The sequence below is a fragment of the Cytobacillus sp. FSL R7-0696 genome, assembly GCF_038006865.1.
GTDB lineage: Bacteria > Bacillota > Bacilli > Bacillales > Cytobacillaceae > Cytobacillus > Cytobacillus kochii.
Genome location: NZ_JBBOWA010000001.1, coordinates 2947159 through 2970423 on the forward strand (window position 1 = coordinate 2947159; position 23265 = coordinate 2970423).

23 protein-coding genes are annotated in these 23265 nt (G+C 36.7%); 17 read left to right on the forward strand and 6 right to left on the reverse strand.

Going from position 1 to position 23265, the window contains the following annotated elements; translation table 11 throughout:
• Positions 1–17: 17 nt before the first annotated feature.
• The 6 genes from ytfJ (at position 18) to MKX29_RS15360 (ending at position 5656) form a co-directional block, all read left to right on the forward strand.
• Positions 18–473, forward strand: coding sequence for a GerW family sporulation protein (gene ytfJ / locus MKX29_RS15335; protein WP_224935760.1), 456 nt, complete (start codon positions 18–20; stop codon positions 471–473).
• Positions 474–649: 176 nt separating this feature from the next.
• Positions 650–1150 (forward strand): thiol peroxidase, encoded by a 501-nt coding sequence (gene tpx / locus MKX29_RS15340; protein WP_095372280.1) that lies wholly within the window; start codon positions 650–652, stop codon positions 1148–1150.
• A 352-nt stretch (positions 1151–1502) separates the two neighbouring features.
• Positions 1503–2492, forward strand: coding sequence for a class I SAM-dependent methyltransferase (locus tag MKX29_RS15345; RefSeq protein ID WP_224935761.1), 990 nt, complete (start codon positions 1503–1505; stop codon positions 2490–2492).
• A gap of 285 nt (positions 2493–2777) precedes the next feature.
• Positions 2778–3965: an acetate kinase gene (locus tag MKX29_RS15350; protein WP_095372282.1), complete on the forward strand. Its 1188-nt coding sequence runs from the start codon at positions 2778–2780 to the stop codon at positions 3963–3965.
• A gap of 335 nt (positions 3966–4300) precedes the next feature.
• On the forward strand, positions 4301–5134 hold the full coding sequence (locus MKX29_RS15355) for an EcsC family protein (RefSeq protein WP_095372283.1): 834 nt from the start codon (positions 4301–4303) through the stop codon (positions 5132–5134).
• A gap of 9 nt (positions 5135–5143) precedes the next feature.
• Positions 5144–5656 carry a MogA/MoaB family molybdenum cofactor biosynthesis protein gene (locus MKX29_RS15360; RefSeq protein WP_224935762.1) on the forward strand — a complete coding sequence of 171 codons (513 nt, stop codon included), beginning with the start codon at positions 5144–5146 and terminating at the stop codon, positions 5654–5656.
• A 39-nt stretch (positions 5657–5695) separates the two neighbouring features.
• Here the strand turns inward: MKX29_RS15360 and MKX29_RS15365 are convergent, their stop codons facing one another.
• Positions 5696–6010 (reverse strand): hypothetical protein, encoded by a 315-nt coding sequence (locus MKX29_RS15365; protein ID WP_224935763.1) that lies wholly within the window; start codon positions 6008–6010, stop codon positions 5696–5698.
• A gap of 134 nt (positions 6011–6144) precedes the next feature.
• Here MKX29_RS15365 and pbp4b point away from each other — a divergent pair, with 134 nt between their 5' ends.
• From pbp4b to argH, 3 genes are all read left to right on the forward strand, one after another.
• Entirely contained in the window at positions 6145–7488 is a 1344-nt protein-coding gene (pbp4b, locus tag MKX29_RS15370; RefSeq protein WP_251162573.1) for a penicillin binding protein PBP4B, read from the forward strand.
• A gap of 304 nt (positions 7489–7792) precedes the next feature.
• Positions 7793–9001 carry an argininosuccinate synthase gene (locus MKX29_RS15375; RefSeq protein WP_095372287.1) on the forward strand — a complete coding sequence of 403 codons (1209 nt, stop codon included), beginning with the start codon at positions 7793–7795 and terminating at the stop codon, positions 8999–9001.
• A complete protein-coding gene (gene argH, locus MKX29_RS15380; protein ID WP_341106411.1) occupies positions 8998–10386 on the forward strand; it encodes an argininosuccinate lyase in 1389 nt (462 codons plus the stop codon). The genes MKX29_RS15375 and argH overlap by 4 nt, the downstream gene beginning before the upstream one ends.
• Positions 10387–10412: 26 nt before the next feature.
• Here argH and MKX29_RS15385 read toward each other — a convergent pair whose 3' ends face one another.
• Positions 10413–10901 carry a universal stress protein gene (locus MKX29_RS15385; protein WP_251162575.1) on the reverse strand — a complete coding sequence of 163 codons (489 nt, stop codon included), beginning with the start codon at positions 10899–10901 and terminating at the stop codon, positions 10413–10415.
• A 107-nt stretch (positions 10902–11008) separates the two neighbouring features.
• On the opposite strand from MKX29_RS15385, the gene MKX29_RS15390 reads away from it, so the two are divergent.
• From MKX29_RS15390 to panF, 3 genes are all read left to right on the forward strand, one after another.
• Positions 11009–11161, forward strand: coding sequence for a hypothetical protein (locus tag MKX29_RS15390; RefSeq protein WP_157733921.1), 153 nt, complete (start codon positions 11009–11011; stop codon positions 11159–11161).
• 254 nt (positions 11162–11415) lie between these two features.
• Positions 11416–11685: a YhdT family protein gene (locus MKX29_RS15395; protein ID WP_095372290.1), complete on the forward strand. Its 270-nt coding sequence runs from the start codon at positions 11416–11418 to the stop codon at positions 11683–11685.
• Positions 11682–13154, forward strand: a complete 1473-nt coding sequence (gene panF / locus MKX29_RS15400; RefSeq protein ID WP_224935768.1) for a sodium/pantothenate symporter — start codon at positions 11682–11684, stop codon at positions 13152–13154. The genes MKX29_RS15395 and panF overlap by 4 nt, the downstream gene beginning before the upstream one ends.
• Before the next feature lie 146 nt (positions 13155–13300).
• On the opposite strand, the gene MKX29_RS15405 is transcribed toward panF, so the two are convergent.
• On the reverse strand, positions 13301–14398 hold the full coding sequence (locus MKX29_RS15405) for a M24 family metallopeptidase (protein ID WP_224935769.1): 1098 nt from the start codon (positions 14396–14398) through the stop codon (positions 13301–13303).
• A gap of 170 nt (positions 14399–14568) precedes the next feature.
• On the opposite strand from MKX29_RS15405, the gene MKX29_RS15410 reads away from it, so the two are divergent.
• The 3 genes from MKX29_RS15410 (at position 14569) to MKX29_RS15420 (ending at position 17178) form a co-directional block, all read left to right on the forward strand.
• Positions 14569–15249: a metal-dependent hydrolase gene (locus MKX29_RS15410; RefSeq protein WP_341106414.1), complete on the forward strand. Its 681-nt coding sequence runs from the start codon at positions 14569–14571 to the stop codon at positions 15247–15249.
• A 287-nt stretch (positions 15250–15536) separates the two neighbouring features.
• A complete protein-coding gene (locus MKX29_RS15415) occupies positions 15537–15785 on the forward strand; it encodes a hypothetical protein (protein ID WP_224935771.1) in 249 nt (82 codons plus the stop codon).
• A 76-nt stretch (positions 15786–15861) separates the two neighbouring features.
• Positions 15862–17178 (forward strand): CBS domain-containing protein, encoded by a 1317-nt coding sequence (locus tag MKX29_RS15420; protein WP_224935772.1) that lies wholly within the window; start codon positions 15862–15864, stop codon positions 17176–17178.
• A 113-nt stretch (positions 17179–17291) separates the two neighbouring features.
• Here MKX29_RS15420 and MKX29_RS15425 read toward each other — a convergent pair whose 3' ends face one another.
• Positions 17292–17603 carry a YtpI family protein gene (locus MKX29_RS15425; RefSeq protein WP_095372295.1) on the reverse strand — a complete coding sequence of 104 codons (312 nt, stop codon included), beginning with the start codon at positions 17601–17603 and terminating at the stop codon, positions 17292–17294.
• Positions 17604–17735: 132 nt separating this feature from the next.
• On the opposite strand from MKX29_RS15425, the gene MKX29_RS15430 reads away from it, so the two are divergent.
• Positions 17736–18680, forward strand: coding sequence for a DHH family phosphoesterase (locus MKX29_RS15430; protein ID WP_224935773.1), 945 nt, complete (start codon positions 17736–17738; stop codon positions 18678–18680).
• Between the two features lie 21 nt (positions 18681–18701).
• Here MKX29_RS15430 and ytrI read toward each other — a convergent pair whose 3' ends face one another.
• Both ytrI and MKX29_RS15440 read right to left on the reverse strand, forming a co-directional pair.
• The gene (gene ytrI / locus MKX29_RS15435; RefSeq protein ID WP_095372297.1) at positions 18702–19208 is read right to left on the reverse strand and encodes a sporulation membrane protein YtrI; all 507 of its coding nucleotides are present in this window, start codon (positions 19206–19208) and stop codon (positions 18702–18704) included.
• Positions 19205–19543: a YtrH family sporulation protein gene (locus MKX29_RS15440; RefSeq protein WP_095372298.1), complete on the reverse strand. Its 339-nt coding sequence runs from the start codon at positions 19541–19543 to the stop codon at positions 19205–19207. Before MKX29_RS15440 ends, ytrI begins: the two co-directional genes overlap by 4 nt.
• 160 nt (positions 19544–19703) lie before the next feature.
• Here MKX29_RS15440 and dnaE point away from each other — a divergent pair, with 160 nt between their 5' ends.
• Positions 19704–23075, forward strand: coding sequence for a DNA polymerase III subunit alpha (dnaE, locus tag MKX29_RS15445; RefSeq protein ID WP_341106417.1), 3372 nt, complete (start codon positions 19704–19706; stop codon positions 23073–23075).
• Positions 23076–23265: the final 190 nt, after the last annotated feature.

Genomic DNA, 23265 nt, shown 5'->3' on the forward strand with positions numbered 1-23265 from the left:
AGAAGGGGCGATTGAGAATGTCTGATCATCCAATACAAGGCTTGATGACAACTGCAATGGAAAACCTGAAAGAAATGGTAGATGTAAATACGATAATTGGTGACCCAGTAGAAACACCCGATGGCAGTGTAATTATTACAGTTTCAAAAGTGGGCTTTGGTTTTGCTGCTGGAGGCTCGGAGTTTATGATGGATGCAAGCAAAAAAGATAGCAATAATGGTGAATCAAAGGGTCATCCTTTTGGTGGAGGTAGCGGTGGAGGTGTTTCTATCACACCAATCGCATTTCTTATCGTTAACTCTCATGAAGTAAAAATGGTTCATTTAGATGAGAGCACTCATCTATACGAAAAAATCTTAGATTTAGCACCTCAAGCAGTAGATAAAATCCAACATTTATTTAATAAAAAGGACCAAAAAGAAGAATCATCAAATGAGAAAGATCATCAAGAGAAAAATAATTTAGACTTTTAATCTAATATGTTTCAATTAAAAATCTGAACAATATTCAAATTCGACTGTAGGAGGTTTGAATCGTTCGGATTTTTTTGTGCCTGTCTTTTTTTCATTGGATTCATTTCAATTGCAAAAAAGATTCTGAAAAGCTATCATTTAAACGTACATACTTATAAATAAAGGAGGAAGTTATGATGGCATCAGTTACATTTAAAGGGAATCCTGTTACACTGCTAGGAAGTGAAGTGAAAGTTGGGGATCAGGCGCCTCAGTTCTCTGTCTTAGCCAATGATTTATCTGAAGTTACTCTAGCTAATACAAAAGGGAAAATCCGTTTAATTAGTGTGGTTCCTTCAGTTGATACAGGCGTTTGTGATGCACAAACAAGAAAGTTTAATGAAGAAGCATCTGGACTAGATAATGTAGAGGTATTAACCGTTAGTGTAGACCTCCCATTTGCTCAAAAACGCTGGTGTGCTGCTTCCGGATTAGAAAATGTGCAAACTCTTTCAGATCATAGAGATTTATCTTTTGGTGAAGCGTATGGAGTTGTAATGCAAGAGCTTCGTTTGTTAGCTCGTTCGGTATTTGTTGTAGATTCTAATGACCAAGTGGTTTATGTAGAATATGTTGGAGAAGGAACAGATCATCCAAACTACGAAGCGGCAATTGAAGCAGCAAAATCAGCAAAATAAGTAGGATAAAATGATAAAGCACGAGCAGTTTCTGAATCATTTTCAGAATTTGCTTGTGCTTTTTAGTACAATCTCCTCTCACCATTTCGTTGTTCTATCAGTTGTCGCTTTGCAGCTCTCCCACTGTAAAAAGCTCTACATGACATGTTTCATTTACCACAGCCTCCTCTCTAGTAGAGCATACTATCCCTTATAGATAGTCAAAATTAGCGCAAGTATAGAAATGTTTTCCTTCGTTTTTTATTAAAATCAATTTGTTAGAATATATGAAATAAACTTCATTACTTGTGAATGGTTATAAAGCTAGGTACAATAAGGAGATATAGTATAGGAACGGGAGCGATGATGAACAATGAAAGTTTTGCCGGTGGAAGAAGTGTTTACATTATTAAATGAAACGGCGGAGTTATTGAAGGAAGAATTAAATGTTACATATCTTGAGGCATTAGCAGAAACGGGAGAAAATGTCTTTCAAGGAGCAATACTTCAAGAGGAACTAAGCGAACTGACAACCAAGCGACTTGAGAAAAGTTATGAATCCTTTCATATAAGTAAATTTGAAAAAGAAGATTTAAGAAAGGGATTTCAACTGGCTATTCTTAAAGGCATGAAAGAAAATGTTCAACCTAACCATCAAATGACACCAGACTCTATTGGATTGTTAATGGGGTATTTAGTTAATAAGTTTATTGATCAATCTTCTTTCTCCTTATTAGATCCAGCGGTTGGAACCGGTAACCTCATCACAACAGTGATGAATGCACAATCTGGTAAAGTGGTAGAAGCAACAGGTGTGGAAATTGATGATCTCTTGATTAAACTTGCTTATGTGAATGCGAACTGGCAGGAGCATCCTATCCGCTTCTACAATCAAGATAGCTTAGAGCCATTATTCATCAATGAAGTAGATGTGGTTGTAAGTGATTTACCAGTTGGCTATTATCCAAACGATTTACGCGCGCAAGATTATGAGCTTAAAGCTGATGAAGGTCATGCTTATGCCCATCACTTATTTATAGAACAAAGCTTTAAACATGTAAAAGAGGGCGGATTTCTGTTCTTATTAATTCCTAACGGTCTGTTTGAAAGTCCACAAGCACCAAAGTTACATGACTTTTTGAAGAAGTACGCAATTATTCAAGGTTTATTACATTTACCATTGAATTTATTCAAAAATGAACAAGCAGCTAAAAGTATATTTATCCTTCAGAAAAAAGGTGAAGCTGTCAAACCTCCAAAAGAGTCATTACTTGTCAATTTGCCTTCCTTGTCAAAAGCAGATGACGTTGATCGTGTCTTAACAAAAGTGAGTAATTGGATTAAAGAAAACAAAGGTTCCTAATGATAATGAAAGGATTTCGGTAAAAAATTGCCGAGGTCCTTTTTCGTTTTTGCAGATTATAAACTACATTAGTACACGATTATTATGATTCAGACATGTAAAAAGGAAGTCTTATTTTATGTAATACAATATTTCAGAATTTAACTATTTTCTATTTCCTGTTATTATTTCTTGAAATATGATGAAACTCATGTTTAAATGAATTTTTGATGAGATATAATTCAATCAATAAACGATGATTTTATAAATAGCGTAGGAGATATTAGATATAAGGAAGTGAATCATTTGACAAAAATTATTGCGATTAATGCAGGTAGTTCTTCTTTGAAATTCCAATTATTCGATATGCCAGAAGAAAAAGTAATTACAAAAGGAATAGTAGAAAGAATTGGATTAGCACATGCGGTTTTTACAATAGTAGTGAAAGGTGAAAAAAGAACAAAAGAACTAGAGATTCCCAATCATGAAGTAGCTGTGCAATTACTTTTAAATGAGTTAACAGCACATGAAATTATTGCTGAACTTGATGAAATCGTTGGTGTAGGTCATCGTGTGGTCCACGGTGGAGAAGATTTTTCGCAATCTGTGTTGATTACAGATGAAGTGATGGATAAAATCAGTAAACTATCTGATTTAGCTCCGCTACATAATCCTGCAAATTTAACGGGGATTTTAGCATTCAAACGTGTCTTACCAGATGTTCCAGCAGTAGCGGTTTTTGATACAGCCTTCCATCAATCAATGCCGGAAAGCTCTTATTTATATAGTCTGCCGTATAGTTATTATACTGAGTATGGTATACGAAAGTATGGATTCCACGGAACGTCACATAAATATGTATCGGAACGGGCAGCTGAACTGTTAGGGAGACCACTTGAGCAATTACGATTAATTTCTTGCCACTTAGGTAATGGTGCGAGTATTGCAGCGATTGAAGGTGGAAAGTCTATCGATACATCGATGGGCTTTACGCCATTAGCTGGCGTAACTATGGGAACAAGATCAGGAGATATTGACCCTGCCCTCATTCCGTTTATCATGCAAAAAACGGAGAAGTCAGCAGATGAAGTGTTAGATGTATTAAATAAACAAAGTGGTATGCTTGGTGTTACTGGTTTTTCAAGTGATTTAAGAGATATTGAGATGGCAGCGGAAGAGGGCAATGATCGTGCTGAATTAGCATTAGAAATATTCGCAAACCATATTCACAAATATATCGGTTCATATGCAGCGAAAATGTATGGTGTCGATGCGATAATCTTTACTGCAGGTATCGGTGAAAACAGTGATGTTGTAAGAGAAAGAGTATTAAGGGGACTAGAGTTTATGGGTGTTTATTGGGACCCTGCTCTTAATAAAGTCAGGGGGCGTGAGGCGTTTATAAATTATCCGCATAGTCCGGTAAAAGTCATCATCATTCCTACAAATGAAGAAGTAATGATTGCAAGAGATACGATTGAATTAATATCATAATGGAATGAACATTTGCTCCGACTCGCCTTTTTGGTGGAGTCGGTTTTTATATTTTATAAGCAAATGGGTAAGGAAATATCATTCTATGTAAACAGAAGTAAACGATGAAAGATCGCAAAGGATGGTTTTCTATCTACCATTTAGAAAATCGCCTTGTTAGCCTGGAAAATCTTAATCGTCTGACTAACAGCTATCATTCATCAAAGAATTTTATAGTCAAAAACAAATAATTGATTTAGTAATAGTAAGTTTTTTGATTATAAGAGTAACGTGCTTATTATCAGTTAATTTGCTATACTATTAACAAAATCTAGTAGCGAATGGAGGATAAGGAGATGCCATTATCTGCACGTGAACAAATGGTACTTAACGAAATCCGTGAATGGGAAAATCAATTATATAGCTACGAAGCGAATGACATCGAGCGTTCATATGAACATTATTTAGAATACTCTTTTGCATTATTACCAGAGAATGTACAAAAGCAAGTGTTTTCAATGATGGATAGTTGGATGTTTCATTTACATGCACTCATTCAAGGATCACAATTACAGCTTGATGCAAAAGAAAGAATTCTGTCTTCAGGAAGGATTTTTCAAAAAGATATTGATACATTACATGATATGAATGCTTTGACGATTGATCAATTATCATACATAGCTAAACAGCAAATTGCTAGGCATCGAATGTATTCTTTAGCACAAGGCGGTGCAACAGGAACTGGCGGGCTTATGATGCTAGGGAGTGATATTCCGGCAATGGCTGTCATTAATTTAAGAGTCGTGCAGTTAATTGCCATGACTTATGGTGTCGAAGTCAATACACCATTTGAAATGATGAGTTCATTAAAAGTCTTTCATGCAGCTACCTTACCAAGGAGAATCCAAGGAGAAGCTTGGGAGGACTTAATGAATGACTTAGAACAGCATGACGATTTATATTTTTATGAGGGAAAAGAGGAATTAACAGATATTACATGGTTAGAACAACCGATGAAACAAATGTTTAAAGCAGTAGCGATTGTTTTACTTAGAAAAAAAACGTTACAAGGTATACCAGTCATTAGTATGGCGATAGGAGCGGGTACTAATTACCAATTAACGAGAAATGTAACGGACTTTGCTCATAAGTATTATCAGTATCGCTATCTATTAAATAAGTCAGGGTGATTGTAAACGATGAGCGTAACGGAACATAAGAAAGATTCGTTAACTGTAGGCTGTAAAGTCATCACAGTAAGTGATACAAGAGATAAGGAAACAGATAAAAGTGGGCAATTAATGATCGCATTACTTGAACAAGCGGGTCATAAAGTCAATGCCTATGACATTGTCAAAGACGAAAGTGTCGCAATTGAACAAAGTGTACGAGCTGGATATAACCAAGAGGATGTTGAAATTATATTAACGAATGGTGGTACAGGCATTGCTCTACGTGATGTCACAATAGAAACGGTACAACGTTTGTTTGATAAAGAGATTGATGGCTTCGGTGAGCTATTTCGTATGCTGAGTTATACAGAGGATATCGGTTCTAGTGCCATTATGTCCAGAGCAATAGCAGGTGTGATTAAGCATAAAGCAGTGTTTTGTACACCTGGATCCTCTGGTGCTGTCAAATTAGCGATGAATAAATTGATATTACCTGAGATCAGTCATGTCGTGAAAGAATTGCGTAAAGATTTATTTTAATGAGAATGAGTCCGAACCATTTACGTTCGGGCCTATTCATTAATAATGACCTTTAAGTGTTACATCTTGATCTGTTCGGAACCACAGCCATAATTCATTGATTTGTGAGGCTAATTCGGCAATTTCGTGATTGAGCTTACAAGAAGTTTCAAAGTCGCTTTCATTAGAGAGCTCTTCTTGTTTCCTATTAATCAAAACTTCTATACTTTTTATCCGGTCAGGGATTTTCCCCCGAATGGTTTCCCAATGTACTAAAATTTGTTGTTGCTCAATAGATGAAAATGCCTCCCAATCCTTTTTTATAGTCGGTAAATCGATAGATAATCTTTGGTTAAACGTAAAATGCTGATGCATTGTTTACCCCCCCTGCTAAAATTTTTATTATTTATAAGTGTATCTTCTTTTTCAAATCATAGCTATATACCCTTCCGTTTGCTTGGCCAAGTGAATATAGTAAAGTAATTATAATGAGAAAGGAATGGCAAATTTTGAAAAATATCGTTTGGATTCTTCTATTTATTCTGCTTTGCCTTTCTCCATCCCCTCCTAATGCTAAATCGAATACAAACACCATGCAAGCAAAAAAAAACTATTTTACACAATTACAAAAAGGGCTGCCCGAAGATGTGGGTATCAGTAGTGAGCGTTTAAAAGTCGTTGATGAATGTATAACAACGGAAATATCGCGTGGTTTTCCTGGTGCTGTTTTAGTAATCATTAAGGATGGAAAAATCATTAAGGATTCAGCGTATGGATTCGCCAAACGATATGATGGGCATTCCGAATTGTCGCAACCAATAAAAATGAAAACAACAACGATTTTTGACCTCGCATCAAATACAAAAATGTTCAGTACAAATTTTGCTATGCAACAGTTAGTTTCCCAAGGGAAGGTTGACTTAAAGCAATCTGTCCAATATTATTTACCAGCATTTAAAGATCGTGATAACGATGAGATAAAAGGAAAAGCAAAGATAACAGTAACCGATCTGTTGCAGCATACTGCTGGACTACCGAGCAGTATACACTATCACGATCCAAAAAAAGCGGGCGTGTTATATTCTCAAGATAGAGAGTTAACTAAAAAGATGGTCATAGCTACACCACTGAAGCATCCGCCCCATACAGCACAAATATATAGTGATATTGATTATATGTTATTAGGGATGATTATTGAAGAAGTGACGGGTGTATCATTAGACGATTATGTTGAAAAGGAAATATATAAACCCCTTGGCCTTAGTCATACTAAGTATAATCCTTTACAAAAAGGAGAAAGCCAAAATGAATTTGCCGCAACTGAGTTATTTGGTAATACAAGAGATGGTGCCATTTCCTTTCCCCATATAAGGAAGCATACATTACAAGGCGAAGTCCATGATGAAAAGGCGTTTTATAGCATGGCGGGTGTATCAGGACACGCTGGCCTATTTTCTACTGGTAGGGAAATGGCTGTATTATTACAAGTGATGTTAAATGGAGGTGGCTACGGGAATATTGAACTTTTTAATCAGTCAACCATCAATCAGTTTACAACCCCTTCGTCCCCTGACTCTTCTTTTGCATTAGGTTGGAGGATAAATAGTGACGATCATATGCATCAATTCTTTAGTGAAAGTGCACCGAGCACTGCCATTGGTCATACAGGTTGGACAGGAACGATGACTGTTATTGATAAGGAAAATCAACTTGGCATATGTTTACTAACAAATAAAAGACATTCACATGTAATTAATCCTTATAAGAATCCAAATGTTTTTGCGGGAGATCAGTCAGTTATTAGTAATTATGGGAAGGTAATAGACCTTATTTATAAGGCGATAATCTCTTAGCAATCATTGCTATAAATAAATAAAAACAAGAGTAAGGAAACTAAGATAAAAGCCAATAAGGTTTTTATCTTTTTTTATAATGATTTGCAATATATGCTGTAAATTTTGCTCTTCTCTACAGTTTCACTTGTTTCGGTTGGACGGATATTTATGTGGATTTATGCATTTGTGGATATTTTATAGAAATTGTAGATAACCTATTGCAATTTTAGGGAAAGGTTGTTAAAGTATTAACATAATCAGTTGAATAAAAATATAAGTTATTGAATATTTATACGTATCCACTTCAAGGAGGAAATAAAAAATGTCAAATCCAAAAGTTGTTCTTGCCTATTCAGGCGGTTTAGATACTTCAGTTGCAATTAAATGGTTAGGAGATCAAGGTTACGCTGTTGTTGCTTGTTGTTTAGATGTTGGTGAAGGAAAAGACCTTGATTTCGTAAAAGAAAAAGCACTTCAGGTTGGTGCGGTTGCTTCTTACGTGATTGATGCAAGAGAGGAATTCGCACAAGAGTTTGCCCTTGTAGCCTTACAAGCACATGCATTATATGAAAATAAATATCCATTAGTATCAGCGCTTTCTCGTCCGTTGATTGCAAAAAAATTAGTGGAAGTAGCTGAAAAAGAAGGTGCGGTTGCAGTTGCACACGGATGTACCGGTAAAGGGAATGATCAGGTCCGTTTTGAAGTGGCTATTGCGGGATTAAATCCTGACTTAGAAGTATTGGCACCAGTGCGTGATTGGAAATGGTCTCGTGAAGAAGAAATTGCTTATGCAAAAGAAAATGGTATTCCTGTACCGATTCAATTAGATTCTCCATATTCTATTGATCAGAACTTATGGGGGAGAAGTAATGAGTGCGGAATTCTAGAAGATCCTTGGGCTGCACCACCAGAAGATGCATATGATTTAACAAATAGTCTTGAAAATACACCAGATACACCAGAAATCATTGAGATCGGTTTTGAGGAAGGCGTACCTGTGACATTAAATGGGAAATCATATATGCTTTCTCAGCTAATTACAGAGTTAAATTACATTGCTGGAAAACATGGTGTGGGACGTATTGACCATGTTGAGAACCGTTTAGTAGGGATTAAATCTCGTGAAATTTATGAAGTGCCAGGTGCTACTACTTTAATGAAAGCACATAAAGAGCTGGAAGATTTAACACTTGTGAAAGAATTAGCGCATTTTAAACCAATTATTGAGAAGCAGGTTGCTGAATTAATCTATAACGGACTTTGGTTCTCTCAATTAAGAACAGCACTCCAAGCATTCTTAAAAGAGTCGCAAAAATACGTAACAGGGACAGTAAGAGTGAAATTATTTAAAGGCCATGCGATTGTTGAAGGAAGAAAGTCTCCTTATACTCTATATGATGAAAAACTTGCCACATACACTTCTGATGATGAATTTGATCATAACGCAGCGATCGGTTTCATTAAATTATGGGGTCTACCAACAAAAGTACAAAGTGCGGTGCAAGGCAACAAGAAGGTGACAGTGTGAAAAAGCTTTGGGGAGGCAGATTCACCAAATCTGCTGAAGAATGGGTCGATGAATTTGGCGCATCCATCTCCTTTGATCAGGAGCTAGTACAAGAAGATTTGCAAGGAAGCATTGCTCATGTAACAATGCTTTCTGCAAATGGTATTATTAGCGAAGAGGATGCTGAAAAAATTAAATCTGGCTTGCAAACATTACAAGAAAAAGCTGCTAATGAAGAAATTGAGTATTCAGTTAAACTTGAAGATATTCACCTTAACTTAGAAAGTGCATTAACTGAACTTGTCGGTCCTGTAGGCGGAAAGCTACATACAGCTCGTAGCCGAAATGATCAAGTTGCTACTGATATGCATTTATATTTAAAGAAGCAGGTTCAAACCATTATTATGCTTGTTGAAGAGCTGCAACATGCATTACTTACACAAGCGGAAGCGAACGTTGAAACGGTGATGCCAGGATATACCCATTTACAGAGAGCACAACCGATTTCATTTGCTCATCACTTAATGGCATACTTCTGGATGCTTGATCGTGATAAACAACGTTATCAAGAAAGCCTCAAACGCATTAACATTTCTCCACTTGGAGCTGGTGCATTGGCTGGAACGACTTTTCCGATTGATCGCTATCAAACAGCCGAATTACTTGGTTTTGAAGGGATTTATGAAAACAGCTTAGATGCTGTGAGTGATCGTGATTTTATTTTGGAATTCTTATCTTCAAGTTCAACACTGATGATGCATCTATCTCGATTAAGTGAAGAATTGATTCTCTGGTCAAGTCAAGAATTTCAATTCATTGAATTAGATGATAGTTTCGCAACAGGAAGCAGCATTATGCCGCAAAAGAAGAACCCGGATATGGCTGAGTTAATACGCGGTAAAACGGGACGAGTATACGGAAATCTTATGGGGATGTTGACTGTTTTAAAAGGCTTGCCACTTGCTTATAACAAAGATATGCAAGAAGATAAGGAAGGCATGTTTGATACTGTCAAAACGGTCGTTGGTTCTCTAAAAATCTTTGTTGGTATGATTGAAACAATGAAGGTGAAGACGACACAAATGGAGAAGGCAACAAAGAATGATTTCTCTAATGCGACTGAACTAGCGGATTATCTTTCAAGTAAAGGAGTACCATTCCGTGAAGCGCATGAAATCGTTGGTAAGCTCGTGCTTACTTGCGTACAAAAAGGTTGTTTCTTAATGGATCTATCACTTGAGGAATACAGAGCTGTTAATGATTTATTTGAAGCAGATATTTATAAGGTGCTTGATCCATATACCGCTGTTGAAAGAAGAAATAGCGCGGGTGGAACAGGCTTCGACCAGGTGAGAATCGCTATAGATAAAGCGAAAGCTAAGTTAAATAAAGAAGAGCATGCCTAGATTGCGCATGCTCTTCTTCGCTATTTTTAAGAGTGCTTCTCTGCCACGTTTGCCTCCCCACTTTTTTGCTTTGCGGATTTATTCGGTCTGACCACAAGTACATCACAAGGTGCGTGGCGTGTAATATATTCTGATACACTACCAATTAAGAAGCGTTCGACAGCATTCAGCCCCGTTGCTCCACATATAATAAGATCGATTGGCTTTGTTTTGGCGATATCTTTGGTAATGATGATTTTGGGAGATCCATATTCGATTATATACTCTACTTTAGTAACGTTTGCTTGAGTACAAACTTCCTTATAACGTGCCATTAAGTTTTCAGCAAATTCTGTAGCTCTAACAGAAGTAGAGTGATCATAAGCTTCAATAGCATTGGTACGAGTATCGACAACATGAGCTAAAATGAGATTGGCACCACTATCCTTCACCATTTCAATTGCTTGATTAAATGCCTCATCTGCTTCTACTGAACCATCTACTGCGACTAAAATGTTTGCATAATGTTTACTCATTTAAATCTCCTCCTTTACCTATTATTATACATACCCTTTTTATGAATAAATGTAGCCATTTTTCAAACAATAATGAGGAAAAAATAATGACAAAGGAGTGAACAATCTTGAAAAAAGAAGAAAGAAATGAATGGAATCAATTGTATGATGAAAATGAAGCAGAACAATCTATTAGCGATTCAATAATGGAGGCATATAACGGTGGTGCAGTTAGTCGCCAACAATTGACGAACGAAACCAATGAAGATGAATTAAGCTAAAGTAATATAAAAGGCGTTTTGTCATATGACAAGCGCCTTTTGAGCTTGTATTCAAAAAAACTTCATAAGAGTAGACAAAAACACCTTTACTGTTAAAATAATTTTGTGATAGATATATTGTCATTACCCCTCTATGTTAATAGATGTAAAAAACGGTTGGTTAAAGGAAGCAATTTATATAGGTCATGTCCATTGATAGCTATTTATATTAGAATAGAACGATAGGGGAAAGATTTAATAAGGGGGAGAAGAAGATGGAGCAAAAAAAGCTTGATCCAAGATATAAAGTTGCTAATCGGGAAGCACTTATCGGTGTCGGTATTGCGATGATCAACTTTTTCATATGGTATTCTTTTGCCTACGGCTTAGGTAGTAAGCCTGTTGAAGAGTATCAATATATCTTTGGATTACCTTCGTGGTTTTTCTATAGCTGCGTGTTAGGTTTTCTAATTATTACAGTCATTGTTTGGTTGGTTGTTAAGTTCTTGTTCTCTGATGTACCTTTTGAGGAGGAAGAACAATGAATTGGGGAGTAGCTATACCATTAATTATTTTTTTATGTTCACTATTCTTTTTTGGGATTTATGCAACAAAATATTTAAAGCATGGACCTGATTTTTTACAAGAATATTTTCTAGGTGGAAGAAATCTTGGTGGCTTATTATTGGCGATGACGATGGTGGCTACATATGGGAGTGCGTCAAGCTTCATCGGTGGACCTGGAATTGCTTATAATATGGGTCTTGGCTGGGTGTTATTGTCGATGTCACAGGTGGTAACAGGCTACTTTACACTTGCTATCTTAGGTAAAAAGTTTGCCATTATCTCTAGGAAGACAAAAGCGGTTACTTTAAATGATTTCTTAAGAGAACGCTATCAAAGTAAATGGGTAGTCATCATATCGTCAATTTGTATAGTTGTTTTCTTATTCGCTTCTATGTCTGCGCAGTGGATTGGTGGTGGCCGATTATTAGAATCATTTATGGGATTGTCGTATCAATCAGCACTTTTAATTTTTACATTATCTGTTCTTATTTTTGTTGTGATTGGTGGTTTTCGTGCAGTTGCCATCACTGATACAGTTCTCGGTATGATCATGATAATTGGTACAATTATTATTTTAGTAGGAACAATCATCGCTGGTGGTGGAGTACCGAATATTATCGAGAAATTAACAGTAGAAAATCCTAACTTGATTACACCCTTTGGTGCGGACGGTTCACTAACGCCTTTATACGTATCCAGTTTTTGGCTTCTGGTTGGTGTTGGTGTTGTTGGTTTGCCCCAAATTGCTGTCAGAGCAATGTCTTACAAAAACGCAAAGGCAATGCATACGGCGATGATTATCGGTACACTTGTTACAGGCGCTATTATGCTAGGTATGCATCTTACAGGTGTATTTGCACGAGTGGTGATTCCTGGAATTGAAGTAGGGGATACGGTGATGCCGCAATTGACACTAACCATTTTACCTTCATGGTTAGCTGGAATTGTGTTGGCAGCTCCGATTGCAGCGGTTATCTCAACAGTCAACGCATTGTTACTTCTTGTCAGTTCATCGTTGGTGAAAGATATTTACATAAATTATATTAATAACAAAGCAACAGATCAGTTTATTAAAAAGTTGACGTTATCTGTGACAGCCATCATTGGTATTCTAGTGTATATTGTAAGTATAGAGCCACCTGATCTTCTTATCTGGCTTAATTTATTTGCTTTTGGTGGCTTAGAAGCAGCGTTTATCTGGCCAATTATTATGGGGCTTTATTGGAAAAAAGGAAATGCCTATGGGGCTCTTGCTTCTATGATTACAGGGGTAAGTAGTTATATTATTATTGACCGTTTATTTCCGGACTTATTAGGGGTGCACCCGGTTGTTGTTCCAGTGTTCTTATCTTTCATACTTTATGTAGTTGTTAGTTTGTTCACACAGTATAAAAAACCAATTCAACAACAGCAGATCATCGATAAATTTTGGTATGTTTCAAAGTAGTTATTTTCGAAATGAAGCAAAGTAAAATAAAACCTGAACAAACACAACCTAATGTGTATGTTCAGGTTTATTACTGGATGCCAATCGTCTTTGAAATTACGATATAAAAAAAAGACCCCGTCAATAAACTCGGGGTCTTCTCTGTGTTATTTAATGATTTGTAACTCTTTTGGGAATTGTGTTAATGGTATTGCTCCGTCTTTTGTTAGAACAAGATCATCTTCGATACGGACACCGGCAACTCCTGGTACGTAAATACCTGGTTCAATTGTATATACCATGCCTTCTTGTAGAAGCAAATCATTTGTTTCTGTTAATGAAGGATATTCATGGACGGAAATTCCAAGTCCGTGACCGAGACGATGTGGGAAGTAATCGCCATATCCAGCATCTGCAATAATTTTTCTTGCTGCTAAGTCAACCTCTGATGCTTTTGCACCTGGTTTACATGCTGCTATTGCGGCTAATTGTGCTTTGAGCACGGTGTCATAAATTTCTTTTTGTTTCTCATTTATTTCACCATAAGCAACCGTTCTCGTAATGTCTGAACAATAGCCTTTCCAAACAACACCAAGGTCAAATAGAACTAGATCGCCTTTTTGAATTTTTGTCATACCTGGTGTACCATGCGGAGATGCTCCGTTTTTACCAGTTAGAACCATTGTTGAAAAGGACATTTCATTAACGCCTTTTTTCTTTAATTCATATTCGATTGTAGCTAAAACTTCCAGTTCTGTCTTTCCTTCAGCTATGGCAGCACAACCTGTTTCAATAGCGAAATCTGCAAGAGCTGTAGCTTCTTTAATAATCGCAAGCTCTTCTTCACTTTTTACCATTCGTAATGTGCGAAGCTTTTCTTCAGCAGATACCATACTTGCATGAGGGTAAAGTTCTTTCACCGCTTCATAACGTTCAACATTCATATGTTCTTTTTCGATGGCTATTTTATTAACTGTTGAAAGACGTGTAACAATGGCATCATTAATCATTGTCCATGGATTTTCAATATCTGTATATCCAATAATATCACCATTCCAACCAGCGTTTTTTGCATCCTCTATTTCCATTTTTGGACAGACAAGGAAAGGGTCAGCATCTTGGAAAACGGCTAATCCTAGTAAACGCTCATTAGGATCACTATGAAAAGAGCTCAAGTAAAATACATTTTCTGTTGATGTAATAAAAGATACATCAATTTTGTTTTCTTTCATCCATGATGATAAAATATCCATTCTTTGCTTCATGGTAGTCCCTCCTGGTCTTTATGTAGTAAGCTATAAGCAAGCGTATCAACTATATATGAAAAAGTAAACTTTTTGAACTGTTTAAATTGAAAGAAATAAGGGAAGAGACAGGATAACTTCATATTGATGTTGAAAAAATTACATAGGAAAAACAGAAAGGAGAATCATTTGTGAAAGTATCATTTCATGGCCATTCTATCGTAAAAGTAAAAACAGAGGATAAAACAATTTTATTTGATCCATTTATTACTGGGAATGAATTAACAGACCTTAAGGTTGAAGAAGAAAAACCGGATGTTATTATCGTAACGCACGGACATGGTGATCATTTAGGAGACACGATTGAACTGGCTAAGAAGAATCAATCGCTAGTGATATGTAATGCAGAACTCTCATATTATTTAGGTTTCCATGGTATTGAAGCACACGGCATGAATATTGGTGGTGCGTATGATTTTGATTTTGGGAAAGTGAAATTAACTCCAGCTTTACACGGAACAGGGCTCGTAACTGAAGATAACCAAATTGTTTATTTAGGTATGCCGGCTGGTGTCTTACTAACAATTGATGGTAAGACAATCTATCATGCAGGAGACACAGGTTTGTTTTCGGATATGAAATTAATTGGAGAGAGACATCCGATTGATTTAGCATTTATCCCGATTGGTGATAACTTTACAATGGGGCCAGAGGACGCTGCTTATGCTGTAGAGTTGCTGCAACCGAAACAAGTCGTTCCTGTTCATTACAATACATTTCCACCAATTAAACAAGATCCACACGCTTTTGCTAAATTAGTAAAAGGATCTGATGTAAAAGTAATGGAAGCTGGAGAAGTTGTTGAATTATAATAAATTATTGTTGATAGAAACTGAGATAATGCCACAGATGACTGTCTGTGGTATTTTTGATTTCAATTTGTGAACCAACTAGTTACACTTTTTCATGGAAACGTGCGTAAGCTAATACAATTGATTAAACCTCAAACCTCTTTAATATAGTGGGATTAGAATTGAAAAGGCAACTGGGTACATATCAATACTTTTTCACATAATAAATACACTAGTATTGAAGACGATTACTGGTCATGTCCGCTTTCTTCTCTGCATAAATATAGATTATGAGAGGAGAGGATGAGATGAGGAGATATCGTTATATTATTTGTTTATTGCTTGCAGGTGCTATGCTCTTTTACGCAGTCCCTCGATTAGATGTTTATAGCAGTGGTCTTGAGGGTGTTTTTACCATTACTTGGTTAGCGTTTGCATTGATAGTTATTGCCGGAAATTTGACAGCCTTATTATATGAGCCGAAATCAAAGGTAAATGTAAGGACAAGGCGAAAAGTGGTTACATCTAACCGCAAACGAATGAGGTCTTATGAATAATATTGCTCGTTCGTTGAACATCACAACTTTTCATTCTATAATAAGGCTATGAAGGATGAAAATAGAGGGTGATGTCTTGGCTACAAAGCATGAACAGATTTTACATTATATTGATGAGTTACCAGTCGGAGAAAAAATTTCCGTTAGACAAATTGCAAAGGCACTATCGGTGAGTGAAGGGACAGCTTACCGTGCCATTAAAGATGCTGAAAATAAAGGGTATGTGAGTACGATTGAAAGAGTCGGTACAATTAGAATAGAAAGAAAGAAGAAAGAAAACTTTGAAAAGCTTACTTACGCAGAAGTTGTCAATATCGTTGATGGACAAGTGCTAGGAGGACGAGCAGGACTCCATAAAACATTGAATAAGTTTGTGATCGGTGCGATGAAGTTAGAAGCAATGATGAGATATACTGGTGCCGGAAACTTATTAATCGTTGGAAACCGTACGAATGCCCATGAACTAGCGTTAAAAGCTGGAGCAGCCGTTCTTATTACGGGTGGTTTTGATACGGAAGAAGACGTGAAGCGGATTGCTGACGAATTAGAGTTACCTGTGATTTCAACAAGCTACGATACTTTTACAGTAGCAACGATGATTAACCGAGCAATATATGATCAGTTAATTAAGAAAGAAATTGTTTTAGTAGAAGACGTACTTACACCTGTTACTCAAACGATTAGCTTGCAAACAACAGATACGATTGAGGAATATTTAAAGCATAATCGAGAGACGAGTCATAGTCGCTTCCCGGTTGTTGATCAACATATGAAGGTTCAAGGAATGGTTACTTCCAAAGATATTATGGGCCATAATACAGATACACCTATTGAAAAGGTCATGACGAAAAACCCGATGACAGTTGGTGGTAAAACAAGTGTGGCTTCTTCTTCACATATGATGGTTTGGGAAGGAATTGAACTCCTCCCAGTTGTTGATCAATCGCATAAGTTAGAGGGAATCATTAGTCGGCAGGATGTGTTAAAAGCGCTTCAAGTCATTCAACGGCAACCACAAGTTGGTGAAACAATTGATGATACGGTGACAAACCAGTTGGTATTAGCGAATGGAAAAACGAAGAATGAAGCGATGTATCGCTGTGAAGTTACACCGCAAATGACGAACCATATTGGTTCCATCTCATACGGTGTTTTCACGACGATAGTGACAGAAGCTGCTAATCGCGTTTTAAGAATGTACAAAAAAGGTGACCTTGTAGTTGAAAATATGACCATATACTTTTTAAAACCAGTTCAAATTGAGAGTATGCTTGATATTTTTCCAAGAGTGCTTGATGTTGGGAGAAAGTTTGGGAAAGTAGATGTAGAAGTCTTCAATGGCGGGGTATTGGTTGGAAAAGCGATGATGATGTGTCAATTAACAGAAAGATAAGCACAAATCGGCTAGTTGATGGATACATCTTCTAATAGATAGTAAAACATCAACTAGACCGAATTTACTTACTACCTTACAATTGAAGCCACCACAGGTGAAATTGTAAGGTTTTAGTTTTGGTTCGATTTAATCCATTCTGATTCTTCAATCGCACGAGGAAGAAAATATTTATAGGCTTTCATACCAGCCCAAATACTGATTCCGCCAATAATGATAAAAAGAGCAGAGATGACATACGTGATCGTACCGCTATAAAGAAATAGTTGGTTGACACCGAAAAAGAATATAAAGGCACCTAGCGCCATACGTGATTTAGCTGAAATCCATTCTTTTTCTGCAGGACGTCTAGAACGTACGTATTTCACTTTATAGAATACGTACAAAGCAAAAGATAGTGCAATAAAAACTGCAAGTACAAGCATGTACAAACCTCCATAAATGAACATATGTCTTTATTTTAACTTCTATAAGAGGAAATTGCTAGAAGAGAGAGAATAATTATTATAATTGCAAGATGCTTTTCTTTCTTGTGTGTTATTTGAGAGGAGTATACAATGAAGAATAAAATTCTGTCCGCGATCAAAAAGTATGACAAAATCATTATCCATCGTCATATTCGCCCAGATCCAGATGCCTACGGGTCGCAAGGAGGGTTGGCAGAAATAATAAAAGCTTCTTTTCCGCAGAAACAAGTATATACAGTGGGGCAAGAGGACGAAACCCTGCTTTATTTGCGTAAAATGGACAAGATAAGTAATGACGTCTACGAAGGAGCTTTAGTGATTGTTTGTGATACTGCCAATACGGAGCGCATTAGTGATCAACGTTATACAAAGGGTGATCTATTAATAAAGATTGACCACCATCCTAATATGGATCCGTATGGAGATTTGCTTTGGGTAGATACTGAGGCGAGCTCTGTAAGTGAAATGATTTATGAGTTTTTTCTAAATGGTCAAAAGGATGGTTTAATAATGACAGATGAGGCAGCAAGGCTGATTTTCGCTGGCATTGTCGGGGATACAGGACGGTTTATCTATCCAAGTACTACGAATAAAACCTTTGCTTATGCAGGAGAACTAATTAAATATCAGTTCTCAAGGACAGAGCTTTTCGATAGAATGTATGAATTAGCACCCAATCTAATTAAGCTCCAAGGATATATTTTACAACATTTTCATATGCTTGATAGCGGAGCGGCGGTGGTGAAAATGGACAGTAGTTTATTGCAAAAATACGATGCTACACCTGCTGAGGCTTCGGTTCTAGTCGGTGAGCTCGGCCATGTTAAAGAATTGAAGGCATGGGTGTTTTTTATAGAAGAAGAAGATCAAATAAGAGTGCGCTTTAGGTCGAAAGGTCCGATCATTAATCAACTAGCTCGATGCTATAAAGGTGGGGGACATCCATTTGCAGCAGGTGCATCTATATATAGCTGGGATGAAGCTGAAAGAGTGATTTCCGACTTAAATGATTTATGTGAATCATGGACCATTTAATCATTAAAAGAGGTTGGGCAATTAATTTAATAACAGCTCAACCTCCAATACGAGTGTTGTATCTATAATAATGGATTGAATATCAGCTCGGTAGCGCTTCCCATTAATGGGGTGGGTTTTATTCACAATAATGCGTTTTACGAGTTCGATACTTTGTCCGACGCTTTTTATATCTCGCGCCATTAAAATACTGATATCTTCTTTGATCGCATCCTCCGTTTGATAGAGACTGTATTCGTCTAAATTATATTTCTTGAGTGCAGATTGGTCGATTTTAACAACGATCTCTTGGACAGTTAATAATTCTTCGTTTTCTTTATTTAATTTTTTAAATTCCTTCTGCCATATCTCCTTTTCATTTTCTAGTTCCTTAATTTCAGCTTCCTGTGTGTGGATTTCTAAACTATAACGCTCTTGCCATTCACCAAAAATGTAAACGAAAACACACCAACTTAATACGCCTCCGATAGCCATTCCAGCAAAAAAACGTTGCCAAGAAGGTCTGCGATAATAAGGGGGAATTCTCATTTAGGTAAATGCTCCTGAGTTAGCCATATGATGATTTGAGCGCCTGTTTGAGCCCCACCAAAAGCTGATAGAATTAAGAGACATTGTTTGATAATATCTTTCGTTTGCCCATCAAGGACTCCACGCTCAAAACTATAAACCGTATCAAAAGTACCTCCAATAGCAGCGATAATTGCCCAAATTCTAATAGAATTAGATAAATTGAAAATTTCTGTTAAGGGAGGTTTTCCTGTGAAAAACGCGGCAATGCCACCGATGATTGAACCGCCAATCAAAACACCAAGAGCAATAAAGTAACTTTCTAAAAGAGAAGAAAAGAAGGGTTGCTCATTCATTTACATAACCGCCTTTTAGTGATGAATTCTCTCTATTCCATCATATGGACGAACATCATAAATTATGTTTATTCTTAAATGAATTCATATGCGATTGTACAATGAGAGTTTTCATTAAGAAACAAACGTTCTATAATAAAAGAAGAAGAAAAATGAGGGTGTGAGAAAGTTGTCTTTTATTCACTTGCAAGTATATAGTGCCTATAGTTTACTAATGAGCACAGCTAGTGTTGAACAACTCGTAGCAGATGCCAAAGTAAAAGGGTATCCAGCAATTGCCCTTACAGATAGAAATGTAATGTACGGGACAGCACAGTTTTATAATGAATGTAAAAAGAATAATATTAAACCTATTATTGGGTTGACTGTCGATATTGAAAAGGAACAAGAAGAAGGGACGAACCCAATAGTATTACTAGCGAAAAATAACCAAGGTTATCAAAACTTACTCAAAATAACGAGTAGCCTGCAAACGGCAGCAGAAGGCGGGCTCCCGCTCAAGTGGTTGAGGGCTTACTCAAATGGATTAATTGCTTTAACACCTGGTTTAGAAGGCGTAATTGAGAATTACTTGTTAGAAGACCGCTTTATGGATGCTGAAAAATATGCTCGTATGTATAAAGAGATTTTTTCAGGTGACTTTTATCTTTCTATGCAAAGACATGGGCTAACAGAGGAAGAGAAATTATTGCCGTTGCTGAAGGGTTTATCAGAGCAAAGTGATATATCTCTAGTTGTGACAAATGCAGTTCATTATTTAAATAAAGAAGATGCCTTTGCTCAACAATGTGCACTTGCTATACGCAATGGAGAAAAATTAGAAGACGAGAGTTGGGAAAGATTACAATCTGATCAATATTCTTTAAAACGTGTGAAAGAAATGGTTGACCTTTTTGTAGAAGAGGAAGAGGCCATTGTAAAGACGAATATGATTGCCAGTGAATGTGATGTGGAGATGGACCTTGGAATAAAAAGCTTGCCGAAATTCCCCACTGATGGCCATATGACAGCCGATCAACAATTAGAGCAGCTCTGTATGGAAGGGTGGGGTGAGAGATATCCTGATGGAAATGAGAAAGCCAGGAATCGCCTTTTATATGAGCTTTCTATTTTGAAGAAAATGAATTTTAGTGATTATTTTTTAATTGTTGCTGATTTTATGCAGTTTTGCAGAAGGGAAAAAATATTCACTGGACCTGGACGTGGGTCAGCAGCCGGCTCAATTGTAGCTTATGTGCTTTATATAACAGATGTTGATCCGATTCGTTACAATTTGCTTTTTGAACGGTTTTTGAACCCTGAGCGGATTTCTATGCCTGATATTGATATTGATTTTCCTGACCATCGCAGAGATGAGGTAATCCAGTATGTGGCCAGCAAGTATGGTCAGCAACATGTCGCGCAAATCATTACGTTTGGAACATTAGCAGCTAAGGCGGCACTTAGAGATGTGGGTAGGGCATTTGGCTTAAACTCAAAGGAACTAGATCAGCTATCTCGTGCGGTACCTAGTCGACTAGGTATTACCTTAAAATCAGCTTGGCAAGAGTCACATTCTTTGCAAACATTGATTAATCAATCATCGTTATATAAAAGATTATTTAATACAGCACTAAAGCTAGAAGGATTGCCTAGACATACTTCTACACATGCTGCTGGCGTTATCATAAGTGAGCGCCCACTTGTTCAAGTGGTACCAATTACCGGGGGACATGGAGATGTTTTTCTAACACAATTTTCAATGGAGCACTTGGAAGATCGTGGCCTATTAAAAATGGATTTTCTTGGTTTGCGTAATTTGTCACTTATTGAAAATATTTTACAGTCTATCAAAAAGAAAACAGGGAAACTTATTCCCATAAAAGAAGTGCCACTTCAGGACCAAAAAGCTTATCAATTACTATCTAGGGGAGAAACAACAGGAATTTTTCAGTTAGAATCAAGTGGGATGAGAAATGTATTAAAAAAACTGCAACCGACTACATTTGAGGATATTGTTGCAGTCAATGCATTATATCGCCCAGGCCCGATGGAAAATATTCCGTTATTTATAGCGAGAAAGCATGGTGAGGAGGAAATTACCTATCCTCATCAAGATTTAGAAGATATATTGAAGCCGACTTATGGTGTCATTGTTTACCAAGAGCAAATTATGCAGATTGCAGCAAAGATGGCAGGATTTTCACTAGGGGAAGCGGACTTATTAAGAAGGGCCGTAAGTAAAAAGCAAGAAGAAGTTCTGAATAAAGAAAGAGCACATTTTGTGCAGGGTGCGATTATCCAAGGATACACAGAAGAAACTGCCAATCAAATATATAATTACATCGTCAAGTTTGCTAATTACGGATTTAATAGAAGTCATGCAGTAGCCTATAGTATGATTTCTTATCAACTTGCCTATTTAAAAGCCCATTATCCGCTACATTTCATGGCGGCATTGTTAACTTCAGCTATTGGTAATGATGCGAAAGTAGCCCAATATGTAAATGAGGCGAAGCAATTGGGGATTGCGATCTTACCTCCTTCCATTAATAAAAGTATCTTTTCTTTTCAGGTGGAAAATCAAGGAATTCGCTATAGTTTAGCGGCAGTGAAGACGATCGGGGTAAATGCTTGGAAGGAAATTGTTCGAGTGAGAGCAGGTAGATCATTCCAAGATTTATTTGATTTTTGTATCCGTATGTCAGGGAAAGTATTCAATAGGCGAATGCTTGAAATGCTAGTTCATTCCGGGAGTTTTGATGAGTTTGGTGAGGACCGAGCGACACTACTTGCTAGCTTAGATATTGCCTTAGAGCATGCCGAGTTAGTTCAGCCAGATGATGATCAATTTGATATGTTTAGTGAAGAGGAATTTTTCCCTAAACCAAAATACGCAACTGTTGAAGAGATCCCCTTATTAGATAAACTTGCTAACGAAAAGGCGGCTTTAGGGTTATATCTTTCTGCACATCCGGTAACAACCTATGAATCATTTTTTTCACTGTTAAAATCTCAAACGCTACAATACATTGAGAGTCAAGAGAGAAAAGTAATTGTTCAATCAGTCGTGTATATCTCAGAAATGAAGAAGATTAGGACCAAAAAAGGAGAAGCGATGGCATTTTTACTTCTTAGTGATCAAACTGGAGATATGGAAGCAGTCGCTTTTCCGAAAATCTATAATAAGTATTCTTCTATCATGCAAGCTGGCGATATTGTCTTTATGAAAGGTGAAATAGAGGTAAGGAATGGAAAGAAACAATGGATTATTAGAAGTGTTGAAAATGTAGAAGAAGTGATTGAAAAGGAAGAATCTAAGCCACCTACCCTTTACATTAAGATTACGAAAGAGAATGAATCAGATGAGAAATTAACATTGTTAAAAGAAATTTTACAATATGAAGTAGGGAAATCACCTGTCGTTTTATTCTATGAAAATGATCGTAGATCCATCAAACTTAGTCAAGATAAATATGTATCATACAGCGAAAAATTGACTGAGCGCTTAAAAGAATTATTCGGAGGAGAGAATATTGTTTTTAAGCGTTAGCCTTTACAAGTTTTTCAGATATGTTATATTGTTATCATAAACTGGTCAGACCACCATGAAGTTGATTTTTAAAGAATTTGTTTTAAGTGCTGCTTTCATTTCCTTATTTATAGGGAAATTGTTCTCTAGTACGGAAGCAATTCTTATTAATGAATACTGAATCATTTTTCTAGTATATGTTTATTGTGAG

Bases quoted from the DNA above. Each gene is read 5' to 3' on its own strand.
- panF (WP_224935768.1), top strand. From the start codon at position 11,682: ATGAATTGGGGAGTAGCTATACCATTAATTATTTTTTTATGTTCACTA.
- MKX29_RS15355 (WP_095372283.1), top strand. From the start codon at position 4,301: ATGCCATTATCTGCACGTGAACAAATGGTACTTAACGAAATCCGTGAA.
- MKX29_RS15440 (WP_095372298.1), bottom strand. From the start codon at position 19,543: ATGAATGAGCAACCCTTCTTTTCTTCTCTTTTAGAAAGTTACTTTATT.
- MKX29_RS15375 (WP_095372287.1), top strand. From the start codon at position 7,793: ATGTCAAATCCAAAAGTTGTTCTTGCCTATTCAGGCGGTTTAGATACT.
- MKX29_RS15430 (WP_224935773.1), top strand. From the start codon at position 17,736: ATGAAGAATAAAATTCTGTCCGCGATCAAAAAGTATGACAAAATCATT.
- MKX29_RS15405 (WP_224935769.1), bottom strand. From the start codon at position 14,398: ATGAAGCAAAGAATGGATATTTTATCATCATGGATGAAAGAAAACAAA.
- MKX29_RS15395 (WP_095372290.1), top strand. From the start codon at position 11,416: ATGGAGCAAAAAAAGCTTGATCCAAGATATAAAGTTGCTAATCGGGAA.
- MKX29_RS15365 (WP_224935763.1), bottom strand. From the start codon at position 6,010: ATGCATCAGCATTTTACGTTTAACCAAAGATTATCTATCGATTTACCG.
- ytfJ (WP_224935760.1), top strand. From the start codon at position 18: ATGTCTGATCATCCAATACAAGGCTTGATGACAACTGCAATGGAAAAC.
- MKX29_RS15345 (WP_224935761.1), top strand. From the start codon at position 1,503: ATGAAAGTTTTGCCGGTGGAAGAAGTGTTTACATTATTAAATGAAACG.
- MKX29_RS15415 (WP_224935771.1), top strand. From the start codon at position 15,537: ATGAGGAGATATCGTTATATTATTTGTTTATTGCTTGCAGGTGCTATG.
- tpx (WP_095372280.1), top strand. From the start codon at position 650: ATGGCATCAGTTACATTTAAAGGGAATCCTGTTACACTGCTAGGAAGT.
- ytrI (WP_095372297.1), bottom strand. From the start codon at position 19,208: ATGAGAATTCCCCCTTATTATCGCAGACCTTCTTGGCAACGTTTTTTT.
- MKX29_RS15360 (WP_224935762.1), top strand. From the start codon at position 5,144: ATGAGCGTAACGGAACATAAGAAAGATTCGTTAACTGTAGGCTGTAAA.
- MKX29_RS15385 (WP_251162575.1), bottom strand. From the start codon at position 10,901: ATGAGTAAACATTATGCAAACATTTTAGTCGCAGTAGATGGTTCAGTA.
- MKX29_RS15425 (WP_095372295.1), bottom strand. From the start codon at position 17,603: ATGCTTGTACTTGCAGTTTTTATTGCACTATCTTTTGCTTTGTACGTA.